The following is a 16,761-nucleotide window of genomic DNA, read 5'->3' on the forward strand; positions in this document are numbered from 1 at the left end:
GCCCTGATATCTGTTGCTGACGCTTGAGTCAATTTGGCAGGAGAGTAAAAACAGGGGTCACTATACTCCCTGCAGGAATAGCAGAAGGACGTGCGGGATGGAGAGTTCATTTGGCGAAAAAGTGCAGAACGTGCACGCCACGCTCAGGCAGCGGTTTGACAAGTTGAGCCGGGTTGCGGTCGCCATCTATGACCAGCAGACGGACAAGCTCAAGACCTTTGCCCACAGCACGGAGGGGGGCTCGCCGCTGTTGCAGTACGAGGTGAAGCTGAGCGAGGTGCCCTCCCTGCGCTATCTGGCCGAGCGCCAGCAACCCAGGGTGCTCGATACCCTGGGCTCGCTGCAGGGGTCCCCCGCCGAGCACAGCCGCAAGCTGCTGGCGGCCGGCTATGAGTCGAGTTACACCGAGCCGCTGCTGTTCAACAGCCGGCTGTTCGGTTTTCTGTTTTGCGATGCCAGGGAGCCAGGCTACTTCGATGTGGCCATTCGCGGTGAGCTGGCGGCCTATGCCCAGATCCTGGCAGCCATCATCGCCGTTGAGTTCTTCTCCATCCAGACCCTGAACGGAGCGCTGACCACGGCGCGGGAGTTCAGCCGCTACCGGGACGAGGAGACCGCCAACCATCTGCACCGCATGTCGGGCTATTCGCGGCTCATCGCCCGCGAGGTGGCAGCCCATTACCCCCTCAACGATGAGGAGGTGGAGTTCATCCATCTCTTCTCCGAGCTGCACGACATCGGCAAGATTGCGGTGCCGGACGCCATCCTGCTCAAACCGGGCAAGCTGACCCCGGAGGAGTACGCGGTGATGAAGATCCACCCGCTCAAGGGACGGGAGATGATCGCCCTGATGATCAAGGAGTTTGGTCTGGACGGCATCCATCACACCGACATGCTCAAGAACATCATTGCCTACCATCATGAACGTTTCGACGGCCAGGGCTACCCGGAGGGGCTGGCGGGGCAGGCGATCCCGCTGGAGGCCCGCATCGTCACGGTGGCGGATGTGTTCGACGCGCTCACCAGCGAGCGTCCCTACAAGCAGGCCTGGCCGTTCGAGACGGCCTTCGAGTACCTCAAGACCCATGCCGGCAGCCAGTTCGACCCTGTCTGCGTCGCGGCGGCGCTGCGCAGCAAGGAGGCGTTTCGCGCCATCCATCAGCAGTATCGGGATCCGGCCGTCGTTCAAGACCCTGTCTGATTGGCTCTCTGGGCTACCCGCTTGGATAGGGCGGGCTGCCACACCACTGATTTAGATGGCTTCCCGGGGTTGAGGCTGGCTTGATCATTTCAATGCTTCTTGTATAGTTGAAATAAAGGCGCATCCAACGAGAGACAAACATGAACAAAGAGACGGCCACCAAGGTCTTTGAATCGCTGGCATCCGGGATCCGGCTCGATGTGTGGCGGCTGCTGGTCAAGGCGGGGCTGGATGGGCGGGTCGCGGGCGAGCTGGCCGGCGAGCTCGACATCGCCCCCAACACCCTGTCGTTTCATCTCAAGGCGATGCTCAATGCCGGCCTCTTGTCGGTGGAGCAGGAGGGGCGCTTCCTGCGCTACCGCGCCAATATCCCCTTGATGCTGGACCTTATCGGCTATCTCACCGAGGAGTGCTGCGCCGGCCATCCGGAGGCGTGCGGCATGATGCGCGCCGAGTCCACTTGCTCACCCTATGTGCTGCCTTCGCAGCCCTGCTGCCACAAGGAGTAATGCCATGTCAGTCATTCAGATTTTCGACCCCGCCCTCTGCTGTGCCAGCGGCGTTTGTGGCACCGAGGTCGATCAGGCGCTGGTCACCTTTGCCGCCGATCTGGCCTGGGCCAGGGAGCAGGGCGTTGCCATCGAGCGTTTCAATCTGGCCCAGCAGCCGCTGCAGTTTGCCGAGACGGCGGCGGTCAGCGCCTTTCTCACCCACGCCGGGGAGGAGGGGCTGCCGCTGGTGCTGGTGGAGGGTCAGGTAGTGCTGACCGGCCGCTATCCGAGCCGCGGCGAGTTGGCCCGCTATGCCGGACTGCCCGCGCCGCAGGCCACCATCAAGGGCATAGTGAAAGCGGCCTGCCGTCCTGGTAGCGGTTGCTGCTAAGACATTGATATTACAAGCCATGTCGTAACGGGAGAGGCTATGTATCACTTTCTGACCAATCCGCCGCCGTTTCTCTTTTTCACCGGCAAGGGCGGGGTGGGCAAGACCTCGCTGGCCTGTGCCAGTGCGGTGGCCCTCTGTGACGCCGGCAAGCGGGTGCTGCTGGTGAGCACGGATCCCGCCTCCAACGTGGGGCAGGTGTTTGCCACCGACATCGGCAATCGCATTACCGCCATCGCCGCTGTGCCCGGTTTGTCGGCGCTGGAGATAGATCCCCCCGCGGCGGCCAAAGCCTATCGGGAGCGGATTGTCGGCCCGGTGCGCGGCAAGTTGCCCGAGCGCGTGGTGCGCAGCATCGAGGAGCAGCTCTCCGGCGCCTGCACCACAGAGATCGCCGCCTTTGACGAGTTCACCGCCCTGCTGACCGACCCGGCGCTGCGCTCGGAGTACGACCATATCCTCTTCGATACTGCCCCCACCGGCCACACCATCCGCCTGTTGCAGCTGCCGGGGGCCTGGAGCGAATTTCTGGCGCAAGGCAAGGGGGAAGCCTCCTGCCTCGGCCCGCTGGCGGGGCTGGAGAAACAGCGCAGCCAGTATGTCGAGGCCGTCGCGGCGCTGGCCGACGGCGCTCGCACCCGGCTGGTGCTGGTGGCGCGCGCCCAGCACTCCACCCTGCGGGAAGTGGCCCGCACCCACGAGGAACTGGCGGCCATCGGCCTGGCGAACCAGCAGCTGGTGATCAATGGCCTCTTCCCCGAGGACGCTATTGCCGGTGACACGCTGGCGCAGGTCATCTGGCGGCGTGAGCAGCAGGCCCTCGCCGACATGCCGCAGGGAATAAAGGGGCTGGCCCGGGATCAGGTGCCGCTGCTGGCCACCAACCTGGTGGGGCTCGACAGTTTGCGCCAGCTGCTGCAACCACAGGATGCTGGTGAGCAGGCATCGCTGGCAACGTCAGCCCATCTGCCAGTCCAGCCCGAGTTGAGTTCGCTGGTGGACGAGCTGGCCGCCGACGGTCACGGCCTCATCATGCTGATGGGCAAGGGCGGGGTGGGCAAGACCACCCTGGCGGCGGCCGTGGCGGTGGAGCTGGCCAGCCGTGGCCTGCCGGTGCACCTCACCACCTCGGATCCGGCCGCGCATCTCGGCGAGACGCTGGCAGGCAGCCTGCCCCATCTCGAGGTGAGCCGCATCGACCCCCGTGCCGAGACCGAGCGCTACCGCGCCCAGGTGCTGGCCAGCAAGGGGGCGGCACTGGACGAGCAGGGGCGGGCGCTGCTGGAGGAGGACTTGCGCTCCCCCTGTACCGAGGAGATCGCCGTGTTTCAGGCCTTCTCGCGGATCATCCGCGAGGCGGGCAAGCGCTTCGTAGTGATGGATACCGCCCCCACCGGCCACACCCTGCTGCTGCTCGATGCCACCGGCGCCTACCACAGGGAGATCGCCCGCCAGATGGGAAACAAGGGGCTGCACTTCACCACCCCCATGATGCAGTTGCAGGACCCCAAGCAGACCAAGGTGCTGATCGTCACCCTGCCCGAGCCCACCCCGGTGCAGGAGGCGGCCAATCTGCAGGCCGATCTGCGCCGTGCCGGCATCGAGCCCTGGGCCTGGCTCATCAACCACAGTCTGCAGCAAGCCGCGGTCAGCTCGCCGCTGCTGCAACTGCGGGCCGAGCGTCAGTTGCCCCATGTCGAGGCGGTCGAGCGGCAGCATGCCAGCCGCTACGCCGTGGTGCCGCTGCTTGCCGAGGAGCCGGTGGGGGCGGATGCCCTGCGCCGCCTCTGCCAGCACCACTGAACAGTCAGCATCACTGAACAAGGGCCCCGGCCGCGTGGTCGGGGCTGATGAACATTTGTCGTTAACGAAAGAGATGCGGGATGACCGCATCGGGAGCCCTCATGTCTGCAACCTGTGATGCCAAGGCAGTGCCTGCCATCGGCTTTTTTGAACGTTACCTCACCGCCTGGGTGGCCCTCTGCATTCTGGTGGGAATTGGGCTAGGCCAGGGCTTGCCTGAACTCTTCAAGGCCATCGGCGCCATGGAGGTGGCCAAGGTCAACCTGCCGGTGGGACTGCTTATCTGGGTGATGATCATCCCCATGCTGCTCAAGATCGACTTCGGTGCCCTGCATCAGGTGAAGGGGCACCTCAAGGGGATTGGGGTCACCCTCTTCATCAACTGGCTGGTCAAGCCCTTCTCCATGGCCTTCCTCGGCTGGCTCTTCATCCGGGTGCTGTTTGCCGACTGGCTGCCGGCGGATCAGCTCGACAGCTATGTGGCGGGGCTGATCCTGCTGGCGGCCGCCCCCTGCACCGCCATGGTGTTTGTCTGGAGTCGCCTCACCAACGGCGATCCCTACTTCACTCTCTCCCAGGTGGCGGTGAACGACCTCATCATGGTGTTTGCCTTCGCCCCGCTGGTGGCGCTGCTGCTCGGGGTCTCCAGCATAGTGGTGCCCTGGGATACCTTGCTCACTTCTGTGGTGCTCTATATCGTCATTCCCGTCATCATCGCCCAGCTGCTGCGCAAGGCTTTGCTGAAAAAGGGAGAGGCCCATTTTGACGGCGTCATGACCCGCATCCAGCCCTGGTCGGTGGCGGCCCTGTTGCTCACTCTGGTGCTGCTGTTCGCCTTCCAGGGCAACGCGATTATCGAGCAGCCGCTGGTCATCGCCCTGTTGGCGGTGCCGATCCTGATCCAGGTGCTGTTCAACTCGGGGTTCGCTTACTGGCTCAACCGCAAGGTGGGGGAGAAGCACTCGGTGGCCTGCCCCTCCGCTCTGATCGGCGCCTCCAACTTCTTCGAGCTGGCGGTGGCCGCCGCCATCAGCCTGTTCGGCTTCCACTCCGGCGCGGCGCTCGCCACCGTGGTCGGGGTGCTGATCGAGGTGCCGGTCATGCTGCTGGTGGTGCGCATCGTCAACGCCAGCAAACCCTGGTACGAAGCGGGACTAAGCCGTTAACAGATGGCCGTTAACAGATGGCCGCTAACCCTTTATATCCAATTTTTTTATTCACTTAAGCCATGAGAGACATGCCAATGAGTGCAATCACCATCTATCACAATCCAGAGTGCGGCACCTCCCGCAACACCCTCGAGCTTATTCGCAACAGCGGTGTCGAGCCGACCGTCATCCACTATCTGGAGACGCCCCCCTCCCGCGACCAGCTGGTGGCCCTGATCGCCGCCATGGGGATGCCGGTGCGCGAGCTGCTGCGCAAGAACGTGCCTCCCTATGAGGCGCTGGGGCTGGCAGAAGATCGCTTCAGCGATGACGCTCTGATCGACGCCATGCTGGCCCACCCGATCCTGATCAACCGCCCCATAGTGGTCACCCCCCTCGGCACCAGACTGTGCCGCCCCTCGGAGTTGGTGCTCGATATATTGCCCGATCAGCAAAAAGGGGCCTTCGCCAAGGAAGATGGCGAGCAGGTGGTGGACGAGCACGGCAAGCGGCTGCGTTGACAGGGAGCGGGGTCGAGCGTCACCGGCTGACCCGGACGGTGCAGATGCACTTACCGGGTGGGCGCCGGATCTGCTACTGTGACCCTCGACTCATCACAGCGGGGGAAACAGCATGAAGATTCGATTCCTGGTGATAGCCACGGCACTGGCGCTGACCTCGGCCCCTGGCCTGGCCGACTGGGCCAAGGTGAAGGCGGCCGCGACCGAGCTTGGCAACGCGGTGAGCGACACCAGCAAGGAGGCGTGGCAGAGCGTCACCGACTTCTCCAAGGCGACCTGGGCCTCGGTCTCCCAGTGGGGCTCGGAGGCGTTCAATACCGCTGGCGCCTGGACCGACAAGAGCGTGGCCACCGGCAAGGAGTGGCTGGCGGTGGCCGACAAGAAGCTCGACGAGATGCTGGAGCCCAAGACGGCGGACGAGGCGCGCCTTGCCCTCAATACCATGGCCGACACCGCCCTGGTGCGGCTGTTCAACGAACAGCCCTCGGCCAAGCTGTTGTTTGACAAGGCATACGGCTATGCGGTGTTCGACTCGCGCAAGTTCTCCCTGATGCTCCACACCAACCAAGGGGCCGGGGTGGCCGTCAACCGTTCCACCGGCAAGCATACCTACATGAAGATGTTCGGCGCCGGGCTGGCGGCCGGGCTGGGCGGCAAGTTCTATCAGCAGGTGATCCTGTTTGAGGACAAGGCCAGGTTCGATGCCTTCGTCAGCCAGGGCTGGGAGGCCACCTCCGAGGTGGGTGCCGTGGCGGGCAAGGAGAGCGCCGAGTTGACCGCCAAATACAACGGCGGCATGGCCATCTACCAGATCGGCGAGAAGGGGCTGCTGCTGGACGCCAATATCTCGGGCTCCAAGTACTGGGTGGACAAGGATCTGACCCGCTGATTGAGCAGAGGGTGAGCAACCGCCAGTTTTTCTTCACACGGCGCGGATTGCCGTCTGTTTAATTGGTGCGAATTACAGTAAAAAGAGGGCCTTCGGCCCTCTTTTTCATGGGCGCAGCCAGGTTCGTCAGCAAGACAAGGAGAGTGGCATGACACAAGCATCAGCACAGGACGGGGCGGATGGAGCCCTGCGTCGGGAGTGGGACAAGCAGAGCATCTATCTGCGCCTGCAGGAGGGGATCCCCACGGCCTTCTGGGTCAGCGGGGATCTGGTCTCCCCCCTTGAGCCCGGCGCCGAGGGGGTGGCATACCAGGGCCACTTCGGCTGGGGGCGTGCCGACGAGGCGACCATGGCCCTGGCGCAAGCCATCGTCGCCAGGCTGGTGGCGGTAGGACTGGTTCCCCCCGAGCTGGCGGCGAGCCGCGCGGGCTACCTCCATGACGAGGTGCTGGTCAAGCTGCCCGCCGGGGAGCACTACGATCTCCACCTGAGCTATCTGAGGCTGCTGCTGGGGGAGGGGGCCGTGCCGCGCCCCTGAGGGGCCGGCTCATCATCTCGGCGAGCATCCCAACCCCTGTTTCGAGGACTCTTCTCCCTAATTGGCACTCTTATTGCTTGGAGCCTGTCAGTGTCAATGATTTGTCTGGGGATGAAATATGGAAATCAGTGCAAGCAGCCTGATGCAAGAGATGCAGGCCCTCAAGGTGGAAGCCGGCGCCACGCCGCTCACCCAGCCTGGCCGTCAGGTCAGCTCCGATTTTGGTCAACTGCTGCAGCAGGCCCTGGGCAACGTCAACGAGCTGCAAGGGGCCGCCAACGATCTGCGCACCCGTTTCGACATGGGCGACAACTCGGTCGACCTGTACGAAGTGATGATCGCCGGACAAAAATCCTCCATCGCCTTCGAGGCGACGGTGCAGGTGCGCAACAAGATGGTCGATGCCTACAAGACCATCATGAACATGCCGGTGTAACTCAGGCCCATGGCGACTGAGCATCATGAACATGTCAGCAATAAGGACATAAATCGTGGCTACTGATCAAAACGGCGAACTGCTGATGAACGATGAGGGCACCGCCGCCCTCGATGAGAATGAGCAGAAGAGTTCGGCACTCGGCTTCCTCTCCAACACGGACGTGCTGCGCCAGATCACCCTGATCCTGGGGCTGGCCATCTGTCTGGCCATCGCCGTTTTCATCCTGTTGTGGGGCAAGGAGCCGGACATGCGTCCCCTTGGCACCTACACCACCCAGGAGCTGGTCAAGACCCTCGACTTCCTCGATCAGCAGAAGATCCCCTATCAGGTGGATGGCAAGAGCGTGCTGGTCAATGCCGAAAACTTCTCCAACATCCGGCTGGCGCTGACCCGTGCCGGTCTGGCCAACGCCACTGACGCCAGCACCGACGGGGAAGACATCCTGCTCAAGGACTCCAGCTTCGGGGTCAGCCAGCGGATGGAGAGCGAACGGCTCAAGCTGAGCCGCGAGCGCCAGCTGGCCAGCGCCATCGAGCAGTTCCAGAACGTGGCCAAGGCCCAGGTACTGCTGGCCATCCCGAAAGACAACGTGTTTGCCCGCAACGAACGCAAGCCCAGCGCCACCGTGGTGCTGAGCCTCAAGGGCAATGCCCTCGGTCAGGGGGAAGTGGACTCCATCGTCGACATGGTGGCCTCTGCCGTGCACGGTCTGGAGCCGACCCGCGTCACCGTGACCGACCAGAACGGCCGCCTGCTCAACTCCGGCTCCCAGGATCCCGTCTCTGCCCAGACTCGCAAGGAGTTTGCGATGCAGCAGAAGCAGGAGCTGGAATACAAACAAAAAATTGACGCCATCCTGATCCCGGTGCTCGGCGCCGACAATTATACGGCGGAGGTCGACCTCTCCCTCGACTTCTCCCAGCAGGAGCAGACCCGCAAGACCTACAACCCGGACCTGCCGGCGGTGCGCTCCGAAATGACCATGGAAGAGAACAGCGCCAACGGCAGCAACGGTGGCGTGCCCGGGGCGCTCTCCAACCAGCCGCCCGCCGCCTCCAACATTCCGCAGCAGGCGACCGGCCCCAACGCCGAAACCACCGCGTCCTCTTCCGGCCGCTCCCGCAAGGAGGCGACCCGCAACTTCGAACTGGATACCACCGTCAGCCATATCCGGCGCCAGATGGGTGGTATTCGCCGCATGACCGTCTCGGTAGCGGTGGACTACAAGTCGGCCACTGCCGCCGATGGCAAGGTGAGCCGCGAGCCGCGCACCCAGGCCGAACTCGATACCCTGCGTCGTCTGCTGAGCGGCGGCCTTGGCTTTGATGTGACCCGTGGTGATACTCTGGAGGTGGTCGCCATCCCGTTCAACCGGCCCGAGCTCGAAAACGTGGCCGAGGCGCCGCTCTACGAGCAGCCCTGGTTCTGGCGCGCGGTGCGCATCGCTGCCTCCGTGCTGGTCATCATAGTGCTGATCGTCACCGTGGTGCGCCCCATGCTCAAGCGCCTGCTCTATCCGGATGCCAAGCCGGAAGGGGAACTGGATTTCGACAACCACACCGTGCTGGGTGGGGATGACGAGCTCAGTCTGCTGGCGGCTCAGGCCGAAGCCGAGCCGGTGTTCGGGGTACGTGACGGCCATCTGAAACTGCCGGATCTGCACCGTGACGAAGACTTGCTCAAGGCGGTACGTGCCCTGGTGGCGAACGAACCGGATCTGGCCGCACAGGTCATTAAAGAATGGGTAGCGAACAAAGATGGCTGACGAAAACAAGACACAGGTCACCGGCAATGACATCACCGACAGTCAGCGCCAGATCCTGGATCAGATGAGCGGCATGGAGATGGCGGCGGTATTGATGCTGAGCCTCAACGAAGAGGACGCCGCCCAGATCTTCCGCCATCTCGAGCCCAAGCAGGTGCAGCGGCTCGGCATGTCGATGGCCTCCATGTCGGATTTCAGTCACGACCGGGTGGCGGCGGTCCACCGTCAATTCATCGACGACATCCAGAAGTACACCAACATCGGTATCGGCAGCGAAGACTTCGTGCGCAAGGCCTTGGTGGCCGCCCTTGGCGAAGACAAGGCCAGCAACCTGGTGGATCAGATCATCCTGGGTTCCGGTGCTCGCGGCCTCGACTCCCTCAAGTGGATGGATGCCCGCCAGGTGGCCAGCATCATCCAGAACGAACACCCGCAGATCCAGACCATCGTCCTCTCTTATCTGGAGCCGGAGCAGTCGGCCGAGATCCTGAGCCAGTTCCCGGAGCAGGTGCGCCTGGATCTGGTGATGCGCATCGCCAACCTGGAAGAGGTGCAACCGGCGGCGCTGCAAGAGCTCAACGACATCATGGAGAAACAGTTCGCCGGTGCGGCGGGTGCCCAGGCAGCCAAGATGGGCGGCCTGAAGGCGGCGGCCAACATCATGAACTACCTCGACACCAACATCGAGGGTCAGCTGATGGACTCCATCCGCGAGTCGGACGAGGAGATGAGCCAGCAGATCCAGGACTTGATGTTCGTGTTCGAGAACCTCATCGACGTGGACGATCGCGGCATCCAGACCATGCTGCGGGAAGTGCCTGGCGATCTGCTGCAGCGGGCCCTCAAGGGCTCCGACGATCAGATGCGCGAAAAGATTTTCAAGAACATGTCCAAGCGGGCCGCCGAGATGCTGGCAGACGATCTGGAGGCCATGGGGCCGATCCGGGTCTCCGAAGTGGAAGCCGCCCAGAAGGAGATCCTCTCCATCGCCCGCCGTCTGGCGGATGCCGGCGAGATCATGCTGGGTGCCGGTGGCGGCGAGGAGTTCCTCTGATGAACGCTCGCTTCGACGTGCATAGCACTCCCGGCAGCGTGATGACGAGGAGTGCGGCAGCCAGATGAACAACAACAAACTGCGCGGCTATGTCAGACCCGACGGGGACGAGAGCCAGGTTCAGACCTGGGGCTGGCCTGAGATGGAAGTCGAGGCCGAGGTCGAGACCAATGCCCTCGGATTGACCCCGGACTGGTATCGGCAGGAGGAAGAGGTGCCGGTCGAAGAGCCGGCCGAGGAGCCGGCCCCCAGCATCACCGCCGAGGAGCTGGAAGCCATTCGCCAGGCCGCCTGGGAAGAGGGGATGGCCGAGGGGCGTGAAGCCGGTTACGCCAAGGGGCTCGAGGAGGGCAAGCTGGAAGGGTTGCAGCAGGGCCATGCCGCCGGACTGGAGCAGGGCAAGGAGGAGGGGCTGGCCCTCGGCCGCGAGCTGGTGGAGCAGCAGATGAGCCACTGGCAGGAACTGATCGATCGCCTCGCCAACCCGCTCAAGGAGCTGGACAGCGCGGTGGAGCAGCAGCTCATCGCGCTGGTGATGCAACTGGCCCGCGCCCTCATCCGTCATGAAGCCGAGACCTCGCCCAGGTTGCTGCTCGAAGCGCTCAAGCAGGGGCTGGCGCTGCTGCCCGCCGCCGAGTTGGGGGTCACCCTGATGCTGCACCCGGACGATCTGGCCCGGGTCGAGCAGGCATTTGGCGCCGAGGAGTGCGCCAAGCGTCACTGGCGACTGCAAAGCGATCCCACCCTCTCCCCCGGCGATCTGCAGCTGGCCACCGAACTCTCCAGCATCGACCTGACCCTCTCCGGGCGCATCGACCAGCTGCTGCGCAACTTTCTGCGTGACAATGCCGGCCAGGATGGCCGCGGCTAGCGGCCCTGCCTGCTTGCCCTGCCTATTTTTCAACGCATTCAACACCAGCTTTCAGGAGGCCGGATGAGCGGCTCGTTACTCAATCGGTTGCAGGGGTATCGGGTACGCGATATCGCCCCCAAACCCCCGGTGGCCGGCAAGCTCACCCGGGTGGTGGGCTTGACCCTGGAGGCCATCGGCTGTCGTGCCGCCATCGGGGCACTCTGTCGCATCGATACCCAGGATGGATCGCTTGAGGCCGAAGTGGTCGGCTTCTCCGGCGATCGCCTGTTTCTGATGCCGAGCGAACAGCTCAAGGGGGTCATTCCCGGCGCCCGGGTGGTGCCCATCACCGAGGAGCACGGCATTCCGGTCGGCATGAACCTGCTGGGCCGGGTCATCGACGGCATCGGCCAGCCGCTGGACGGGCTCGGTCCCATCCTCTCTTCCCAGACGGTGCAGTTTGCCCAGCACCGCATCAATCCGCTCTCTCGCCGCCCGATCCATCAACCGATGGACGTGGGGGTGCGCGCCATCAACGCCGTGCTGACCGTGGGGCAGGGCCAGCGGATGGGGCTGTTTGCTGGCTCCGGCGTCGGCAAATCCGTGCTGCTCGGCATGATGACCCGCGGCTCGGTGGCCGACGTGGTGGTAGTGGGGCTCATCGGCGAACGGGGCCGCGAGGTGAAGGAGTTCATCGAGGAGATCCTGGGGGAGGAGGGGCGCGAGCGCGCCGTGGTGGTGGCGGCGCCGGCCGATGCCTCGCCGCTGATGCGGCTCAAGGGGTGTGAAACGGCGCTGGCCATCGCCGAGTACTTCCGCGATCAGGGGCTCAACGTGCTGCTGCTGATGGATTCGCTCACCCGTTACGCCCAGGCCCAGCGCGAGATCGCCCTGGCGGTGGGCGAGCCGCCGGCCACCAAGGGCTATCCTCCCTCGGTGTTCGCCAAATTGCCGGCGCTGGTGGAGCGGGCCGGCAACGGCAGTGACGGCCAGGGCTCCATCACGGCGTTTTTCACCGTGCTGACGGAGGGGGACGATCTGCAGGATCCCATCGCCGACGCGGCGCGGGCCATCCTCGACGGCCACATAGTGCTGTCGCGCGAGCTGGCCGACTCCGGCCACTACCCGGCCATCGACATCGAGAAGTCCATCAGCCGGGTCATGCCCATGGTGACCTCGCCGGAGCACATGGAGCTGGCGCGCACCCTCAAGCAGTTCTACTCCCTCTACCAGCAGAACCGGGATCTCATCACCATCGGTGCCTACAGCCAGGGCTCCGACCCCCGCATCGACCGTGCCATCATCCAGAAACCCTATCTGGATCAGTTCTTGCAGCAGGGGATGCGCGAGGTCATTCATTACGATGCCGGCCTGCAGGCCCTGCAGCTGGTGGCCATGCCGCTGATGCGTTGACGAGAAGATGAAGGGGAGGCGTGACCATGAGTAAAGGCTTGATGATGTTGTCGGAGCGGCTGGTGGAGGCCGAGCAGCAGGCCGCGCTGGCGCTGGCCAAGGCCCAGCAGGATCTGAAAATCTTCCTGGAGCAGCAGGATGCGCTCAACCAGTACCGCCAGATCTACCACCAGCAGTGGACCGACCGCGGTCTGCAGGGGATTGGTGCCCAGCAGAACAGCCAGTATCACGCCTTCATCAACAAGCTCGAGCAGGCGGCGACCCAGCAGTACGAAGGGGTGCTGCAGGTACGCCAGGCACTGGAGCTGCGCCGTGAAGAGTGGCTGGCCGCCCAGCAGCGGCGCAAGGCGGTGGAGCTGCTGCTGGCCAAGCAGGCGGGGCGCGAGCAGCTTAAAGCCCAGCGCCAGGAGCAGAAGATGCTGGATGAGTACGCCACGCTGCGCCGTTTCCACCATTCTGGCCTGTAACTTGCTTTCTTCTTGCCATCCCGTGTGCGCCTCACTCCCTGCGGGGAACTGAGGAGAAACCCGAAGCCGAATGCCGTCAGGAATCTTCACCATGATGCAGACACTGTTAACCAATTCTTCCGCCGCACCGACAGCCGCCGCTGCCGACAAGAGTGCGGTGCTGACGGCGAGTCAGGATGGTAGCGAAGGAGCCCTGCAGAGCGACGGCAAGGGCGGCTTTTCCGAGGTGATGAACCGGGTACAGCAGGCTGGCAAGGGCAATGCCAAAGCCGATGGCCATGTTGCCAACGCTGATGGCAAGGCCGCGTCGCGGCCCGGCACCGTGCCGGAGCGTGCCGGTGCCGTGGAGAGCGACAAGCCGCTGCAGAACGCCAAGGGCGAGGCTGCCAAATCTTTGGCGAATGAAGTCGAAGAGGCCGCCGGTGCCGACGACAAGCCACAGAAGGGGAGCGATCCCGACCCCGCCCTCACCCCCAACGACTTCCTGCAGCGTCTGCAGGATGCCCTCAAACAGGACACCTCCCTGGTCGCCCCGGCGGCCATCACTCTGGTCGCCAGCACACCCGTGGTCGAGACGGACGGCAAGATGTTGCCGCCGGATGACGCGCAGGCTGCGTCGGCCGAGACATCGGCCACCCTCACCCAGCCGCTCGCCGGCAGCGGTGACAAGCAGGGAACGACGACCGCTGCCGCCGCGCTGGCCCGTCAGGCTGCCAGCTTGCTCACGGGCGAAACCAGTGCACCGGTTGATGCGAAAGCCGCGCAGCCGGATGCCGTCGTGACGGATGACACCGCCCTGGCGGCTCAGTTGCAGGAAGCCGGGAAAGAGGGCAGTGGCAAGGAGAGCGGCGCCGGTGGCGCCAATGCCGACCAGCATGCCGATAAAAATGGTAAAGATACCAAGGGGAGCAAAAGCGAGCTCTCCGCCGCCGAGCGGGCGGCCTTGCAGAGCAAGGTGCCAGCCGCTGCCGCGGTAAGCGGGCAGGATAAGGAGAACGTCCAAATCCAGGTGGAGGGCGCCGACAAGGGGGCCAAGCCTGTGGTGCCGCCTATGGCCGGCAAGGATGAGCCTGCCAAGCCTTCCCCGCTGCAGACCACCCACAGCACAGTGGCCGCACAGCCGGGAGCCGCCAGGGCGTTTGCCGAGGGGATGAGCCGGGCCGATGGCGAGGCGAACCTGACCTCTGAAAAGGCGCCGCCGCAGAGCGTTGCCGAGGGGGATGGCCAGTCCAAACCCGCGACGGCGGCCAAGACGGAGAGCCAGCCTGCGCCTACAGCCGGCAGCACGCCGGCGCCGGCCGCCACCCCGAGCGAGCCCGTGCTGGTGGCGCCGCAGCAGGTGCTGGCCAGCAGTGAGCCTCAGGGCCCGCAAGCCTCCCTGGCCAGCCTGTCGGCCGGACTCAAGCAGATGGAAGCCACCGAGCGCAGCGACAGCGCCAGAGGCAGAAGCGAGGTCAAGGTTGACCTGAAACAGAAGGCGGCAGAGCTGGCTCGCGGCACCAGCCAGGGCAGCAGTGAGACGACCGCCACCCCGGAGAGCAGCCACAGCCAGCAGGTACAACAGAATAGCCAGCCCCAGGCGGTTGGCCATGACAACCGGCCTGCCACCGCCGAACTGGCCGCGCGGCGGGATCCCGCCAATCTGCCCCACCTCAAGCTGGCCGACCCGGAGGCGCCGGCCCAGCTGCACCAGAAGGTGAACCTGATGCTGGCGGACAAGCTGCAGCAGGCGGAGATCCAGCTCGACCCGCTCGGGCTTGGCAAGATGAAGATCCAGATCCAGATAGACTCCTCCAACCAGGCCAACGTGCACTTCGTGGTCCAGCATGGCCAGACCCGGGAAATGCTGGAGCAGGCCATGCCCCGGCTGCGTGATATGCTGGCAGGGCAGGGCATCCAGCTTGGCCAGACCCAGGTGCAGCAACAGCCGCAACAACAGTCACAGGGGCAGTCTGGCTTCTCCGGTCAGGGCCAGCAGGGACAAAAAGGCAGCGGATCTTTTGCCGAAACAGGCCAAACTGAGGCAGAGGTCATGGGCGCCGGCATGAGTTTGTCGAGGGAATCGACAAACGACCGCGGAATTGATTTCTATGCTTGATGCCAGCCCGAGTAAGTTTATGATATCGAACAAGTTTGAGACTAGGGTGGACAAGGGATGGCAGACGATAACGAACTGACGCTGAAAGATCCGGCGGCAGGCAAGAAAAAGAAGCTGATCATGATTATCGCCCTGGCCGTGATTGTGCTGGGCGGCGGTGGCGCCGGTGCCTGGTTCATGCTGGCCGGCGGTGACAAGCCGGCGGCGGAAGCCGCGGGGGAGGGCAAGGATGCCAAGCCCAAGGAGGCGGCGCCTCAGCCCTCGCTCTACGTGGGCATGCCGCGCCCCTTCGTGTTCAACGTCTCCGGCGGTCAGCGCGACCGGCTGGTGCAGATCAAGATCCAGCTGATGGTACGCGGTACCGCCGACGAGACGCTGGCCAAGCAGAATATCCCCCTCATCGAAGGCACCCTGCTGCGGGTCTTCAGTGCGGCCACCAGCGAGCAGCTGATGACCTTCGAGGGCAAGGAGAAGCTGCGCAAGGATTCACTGGAAGAGTGCCGTCGGGTGCTCAATGACCTGGTCTCTTCCCCCGTTATCGAACAAGTGCTGTTTACCGGCTTTGTCATGCAATAAGGGTGAAGCGTGAGCGATCTGTTAAGTCAGGACGAAATTGATGCCCTCTTGCACGGGGTCGATGATGTCGAAGAGGAGGAGATAGGCGCGGCGGGGGATCCCGGTGTCGCCCAGTTTGACTTCTCCTCCCAGGACCGCATCGTCCGTGGTCGCATGCCGACCCTGGAGCTGGTGAACGAGCGTTTCGCCCGCCACATGCGGATCAGCCTGTTCAACATGATGCGCCGCACCGCCGAGGTCTCCATCAACGGCGTGCAGATGCTGAAATTCGGCGAATACGTCCACACCCTGTTCGTGCCGACCAGTCTCAACATGGTACGTTTCCGCCCCCTCAAGGGGACGGCGCTCATCACCATGGAGGCGCGGCTGGTCTTCATCCTGGTGGAGAACTTCTTCGGTGGTGACGGCCGCTACCACGCCAAGATCGAGGGGCGCGAGTTCACCCCCACCGAGCGACGCATCATCCAGATGCTGCTCAAGCTGGTGTTCGAGGACTACAAGGATGCCTGGGCGCCGGTGATGGACGTGGGCTTCGAGTACCTCGACTCCGAGGTGAACCCGGCCATGGCCAACATCGTCAGCCCCACCGAGGTGATCGTGGTGAGCTCGTTCCACATCGAGCTGGATGGTGGCGGTGGTGACTTCCACGTGGCCATGCCCTACTCCATGCTGGAGCCGATCCGCGAGCTGCTGGATGCCGGCGTGCAGAGCGACAAGGGCGACACCGACGTGCGCTGGAGCAAGGCGCTGCGCGACGAGATCATGGACGTCAAGGTGGAGCTGCGGGCCAAGTTGCTGGAGACCGAGCTCACCCTGCGCGAGCTGATGGAGCTGCAGCCTGGCGACATCATCCCGGTGGAGATGCCGGAGAACCTGCTGGTGTTCGTGGAGGACTTGCCCACCTTCCACGCCAAGATGGGCCGCACCAAGGACAATGTGGCGCTCAAGATCACCGACAAACTCAAACGCCCGGAAGGGGTCAAGACAGAGATGCATCTGGTGACCCGGGGCGGCGTACGCATCGATGGCGAGGCCGAGCTGGAAGAGCTCGAGCGCAGCATCGGAGACCAACAGCAATAAACGACGGCCTGCCTGGGCAGGCCGTCACGAAAAC

The 16,761-nt window shown here is 64.0% G+C and carries 17 protein-coding genes; all 17 read left to right on the plus strand.

The annotated features are described in order from the left end of the window. Positions 1–97: 97 nt before the first annotated feature. A complete protein-coding gene (locus I6L33_RS10970; RefSeq protein ID WP_216974048.1) occupies positions 98–1,201 on the plus strand; it encodes an HD-GYP domain-containing protein in 1,104 nt (367 codons plus the stop codon). 140 nt (positions 1,202–1,341) lie between these two features. Further along, positions 1,342–1,710 carry a helix-turn-helix transcriptional regulator gene (locus tag I6L33_RS10975; RefSeq protein ID WP_216974049.1) on the plus strand — a complete coding sequence of 123 codons (369 nt, stop codon included), beginning with the start codon at positions 1,342–1,344 and terminating at the stop codon, positions 1,708–1,710. A gap of 4 nt (positions 1,711–1,714) precedes the next feature. Beyond that, positions 1,715–2,083, plus strand: coding sequence for an arsenite efflux transporter metallochaperone ArsD (arsD, locus tag I6L33_RS10980; RefSeq protein ID WP_216974050.1), 369 nt, complete (start codon positions 1,715–1,717; stop codon positions 2,081–2,083). Positions 2,084–2,122: 39 nt separating this feature from the next. Continuing rightward, a complete protein-coding gene (gene arsA, locus I6L33_RS10985) occupies positions 2,123–3,886 on the plus strand; it encodes an arsenical pump-driving ATPase (protein WP_216974051.1) in 1,764 nt (587 codons plus the stop codon). 101 nt (positions 3,887–3,987) lie between these two features. Next, positions 3,988–5,052, plus strand: a complete 1,065-nt coding sequence (gene arsB / locus I6L33_RS10990; RefSeq protein WP_216974052.1) for an ACR3 family arsenite efflux transporter — start codon at positions 3,988–3,990, stop codon at positions 5,050–5,052. A gap of 77 nt (positions 5,053–5,129) precedes the next feature. Further along, positions 5,130–5,555 (plus strand): glutaredoxin-dependent arsenate reductase, encoded by a 426-nt coding sequence (gene arsC, locus I6L33_RS10995; protein ID WP_216974053.1) that lies wholly within the window; start codon positions 5,130–5,132, stop codon positions 5,553–5,555. A 112-nt stretch (positions 5,556–5,667) separates the two neighbouring features. Further along, entirely contained in the window at positions 5,668–6,444 is a 777-nt protein-coding gene (locus tag I6L33_RS11000; RefSeq protein WP_005298756.1) for a hypothetical protein, read from the plus strand. A gap of 148 nt (positions 6,445–6,592) precedes the next feature. Beyond that, positions 6,593–6,982 (plus strand): hypothetical protein, encoded by a 390-nt coding sequence (locus I6L33_RS11005; RefSeq protein ID WP_017778745.1) that lies wholly within the window; start codon positions 6,593–6,595, stop codon positions 6,980–6,982. 118 nt (positions 6,983–7,100) lie between these two features. Continuing rightward, complete coding sequence (gene fliE, locus I6L33_RS11010; protein ID WP_216974054.1) at positions 7,101–7,418, plus strand: flagellar hook-basal body complex protein FliE; 318 nt, start codon at positions 7,101–7,103, stop codon at positions 7,416–7,418. Positions 7,419–7,473: 55 nt separating this feature from the next. After that, positions 7,474–9,186 (plus strand): flagellar basal-body MS-ring/collar protein FliF, encoded by a 1,713-nt coding sequence (gene fliF / locus I6L33_RS11015; protein WP_005298761.1) that lies wholly within the window; start codon positions 7,474–7,476, stop codon positions 9,184–9,186. Continuing rightward, on the plus strand, positions 9,179–10,240 hold the full coding sequence (gene fliG / locus I6L33_RS11020) for a flagellar motor switch protein FliG (RefSeq protein WP_005298762.1): 1,062 nt from the start codon (positions 9,179–9,181) through the stop codon (positions 10,238–10,240). The genes fliF and fliG overlap by 8 nt, the downstream gene beginning before the upstream one ends. A gap of 64 nt (positions 10,241–10,304) precedes the next feature. Next, entirely contained in the window at positions 10,305–11,111 is an 807-nt protein-coding gene (fliH, locus tag I6L33_RS11025; protein ID WP_010634627.1) for a flagellar assembly protein FliH, read from the plus strand. Between the two features lie 63 nt (positions 11,112–11,174). Next, on the plus strand, positions 11,175–12,506 hold the full coding sequence (fliI, locus tag I6L33_RS11030) for a flagellar protein export ATPase FliI (protein ID WP_005298767.1): 1,332 nt from the start codon (positions 11,175–11,177) through the stop codon (positions 12,504–12,506). 26 nt (positions 12,507–12,532) lie between these two features. After that, positions 12,533–12,973, plus strand: coding sequence for a flagellar export protein FliJ (gene fliJ, locus I6L33_RS11035; protein ID WP_005298769.1), 441 nt, complete (start codon positions 12,533–12,535; stop codon positions 12,971–12,973). Between the two features lie 91 nt (positions 12,974–13,064). Beyond that, positions 13,065–15,071: a flagellar hook-length control protein FliK gene (locus tag I6L33_RS11040; protein WP_216974055.1), complete on the plus strand. Its 2,007-nt coding sequence runs from the start codon at positions 13,065–13,067 to the stop codon at positions 15,069–15,071. 57 nt (positions 15,072–15,128) lie between these two features. Next, the gene (gene fliL / locus I6L33_RS11045; protein WP_005298773.1) at positions 15,129–15,647 is read left to right on the plus strand and encodes a flagellar basal body-associated protein FliL; all 519 of its coding nucleotides are present in this window, start codon (positions 15,129–15,131) and stop codon (positions 15,645–15,647) included. A 9-nt stretch (positions 15,648–15,656) separates the two neighbouring features. Further along, on the plus strand, positions 15,657–16,727 hold the full coding sequence (gene fliM, locus I6L33_RS11050; RefSeq protein ID WP_005298775.1) for a flagellar motor switch protein FliM: 1,071 nt from the start codon (positions 15,657–15,659) through the stop codon (positions 16,725–16,727). Positions 16,728–16,761: the final 34 nt, after the last annotated feature.

Source organism: Aeromonas sp. FDAARGOS 1403 (assembly GCF_019047325.1).
Lineage (GTDB): Bacteria > Pseudomonadota > Gammaproteobacteria > Enterobacterales > Aeromonadaceae > Aeromonas > Aeromonas dhakensis.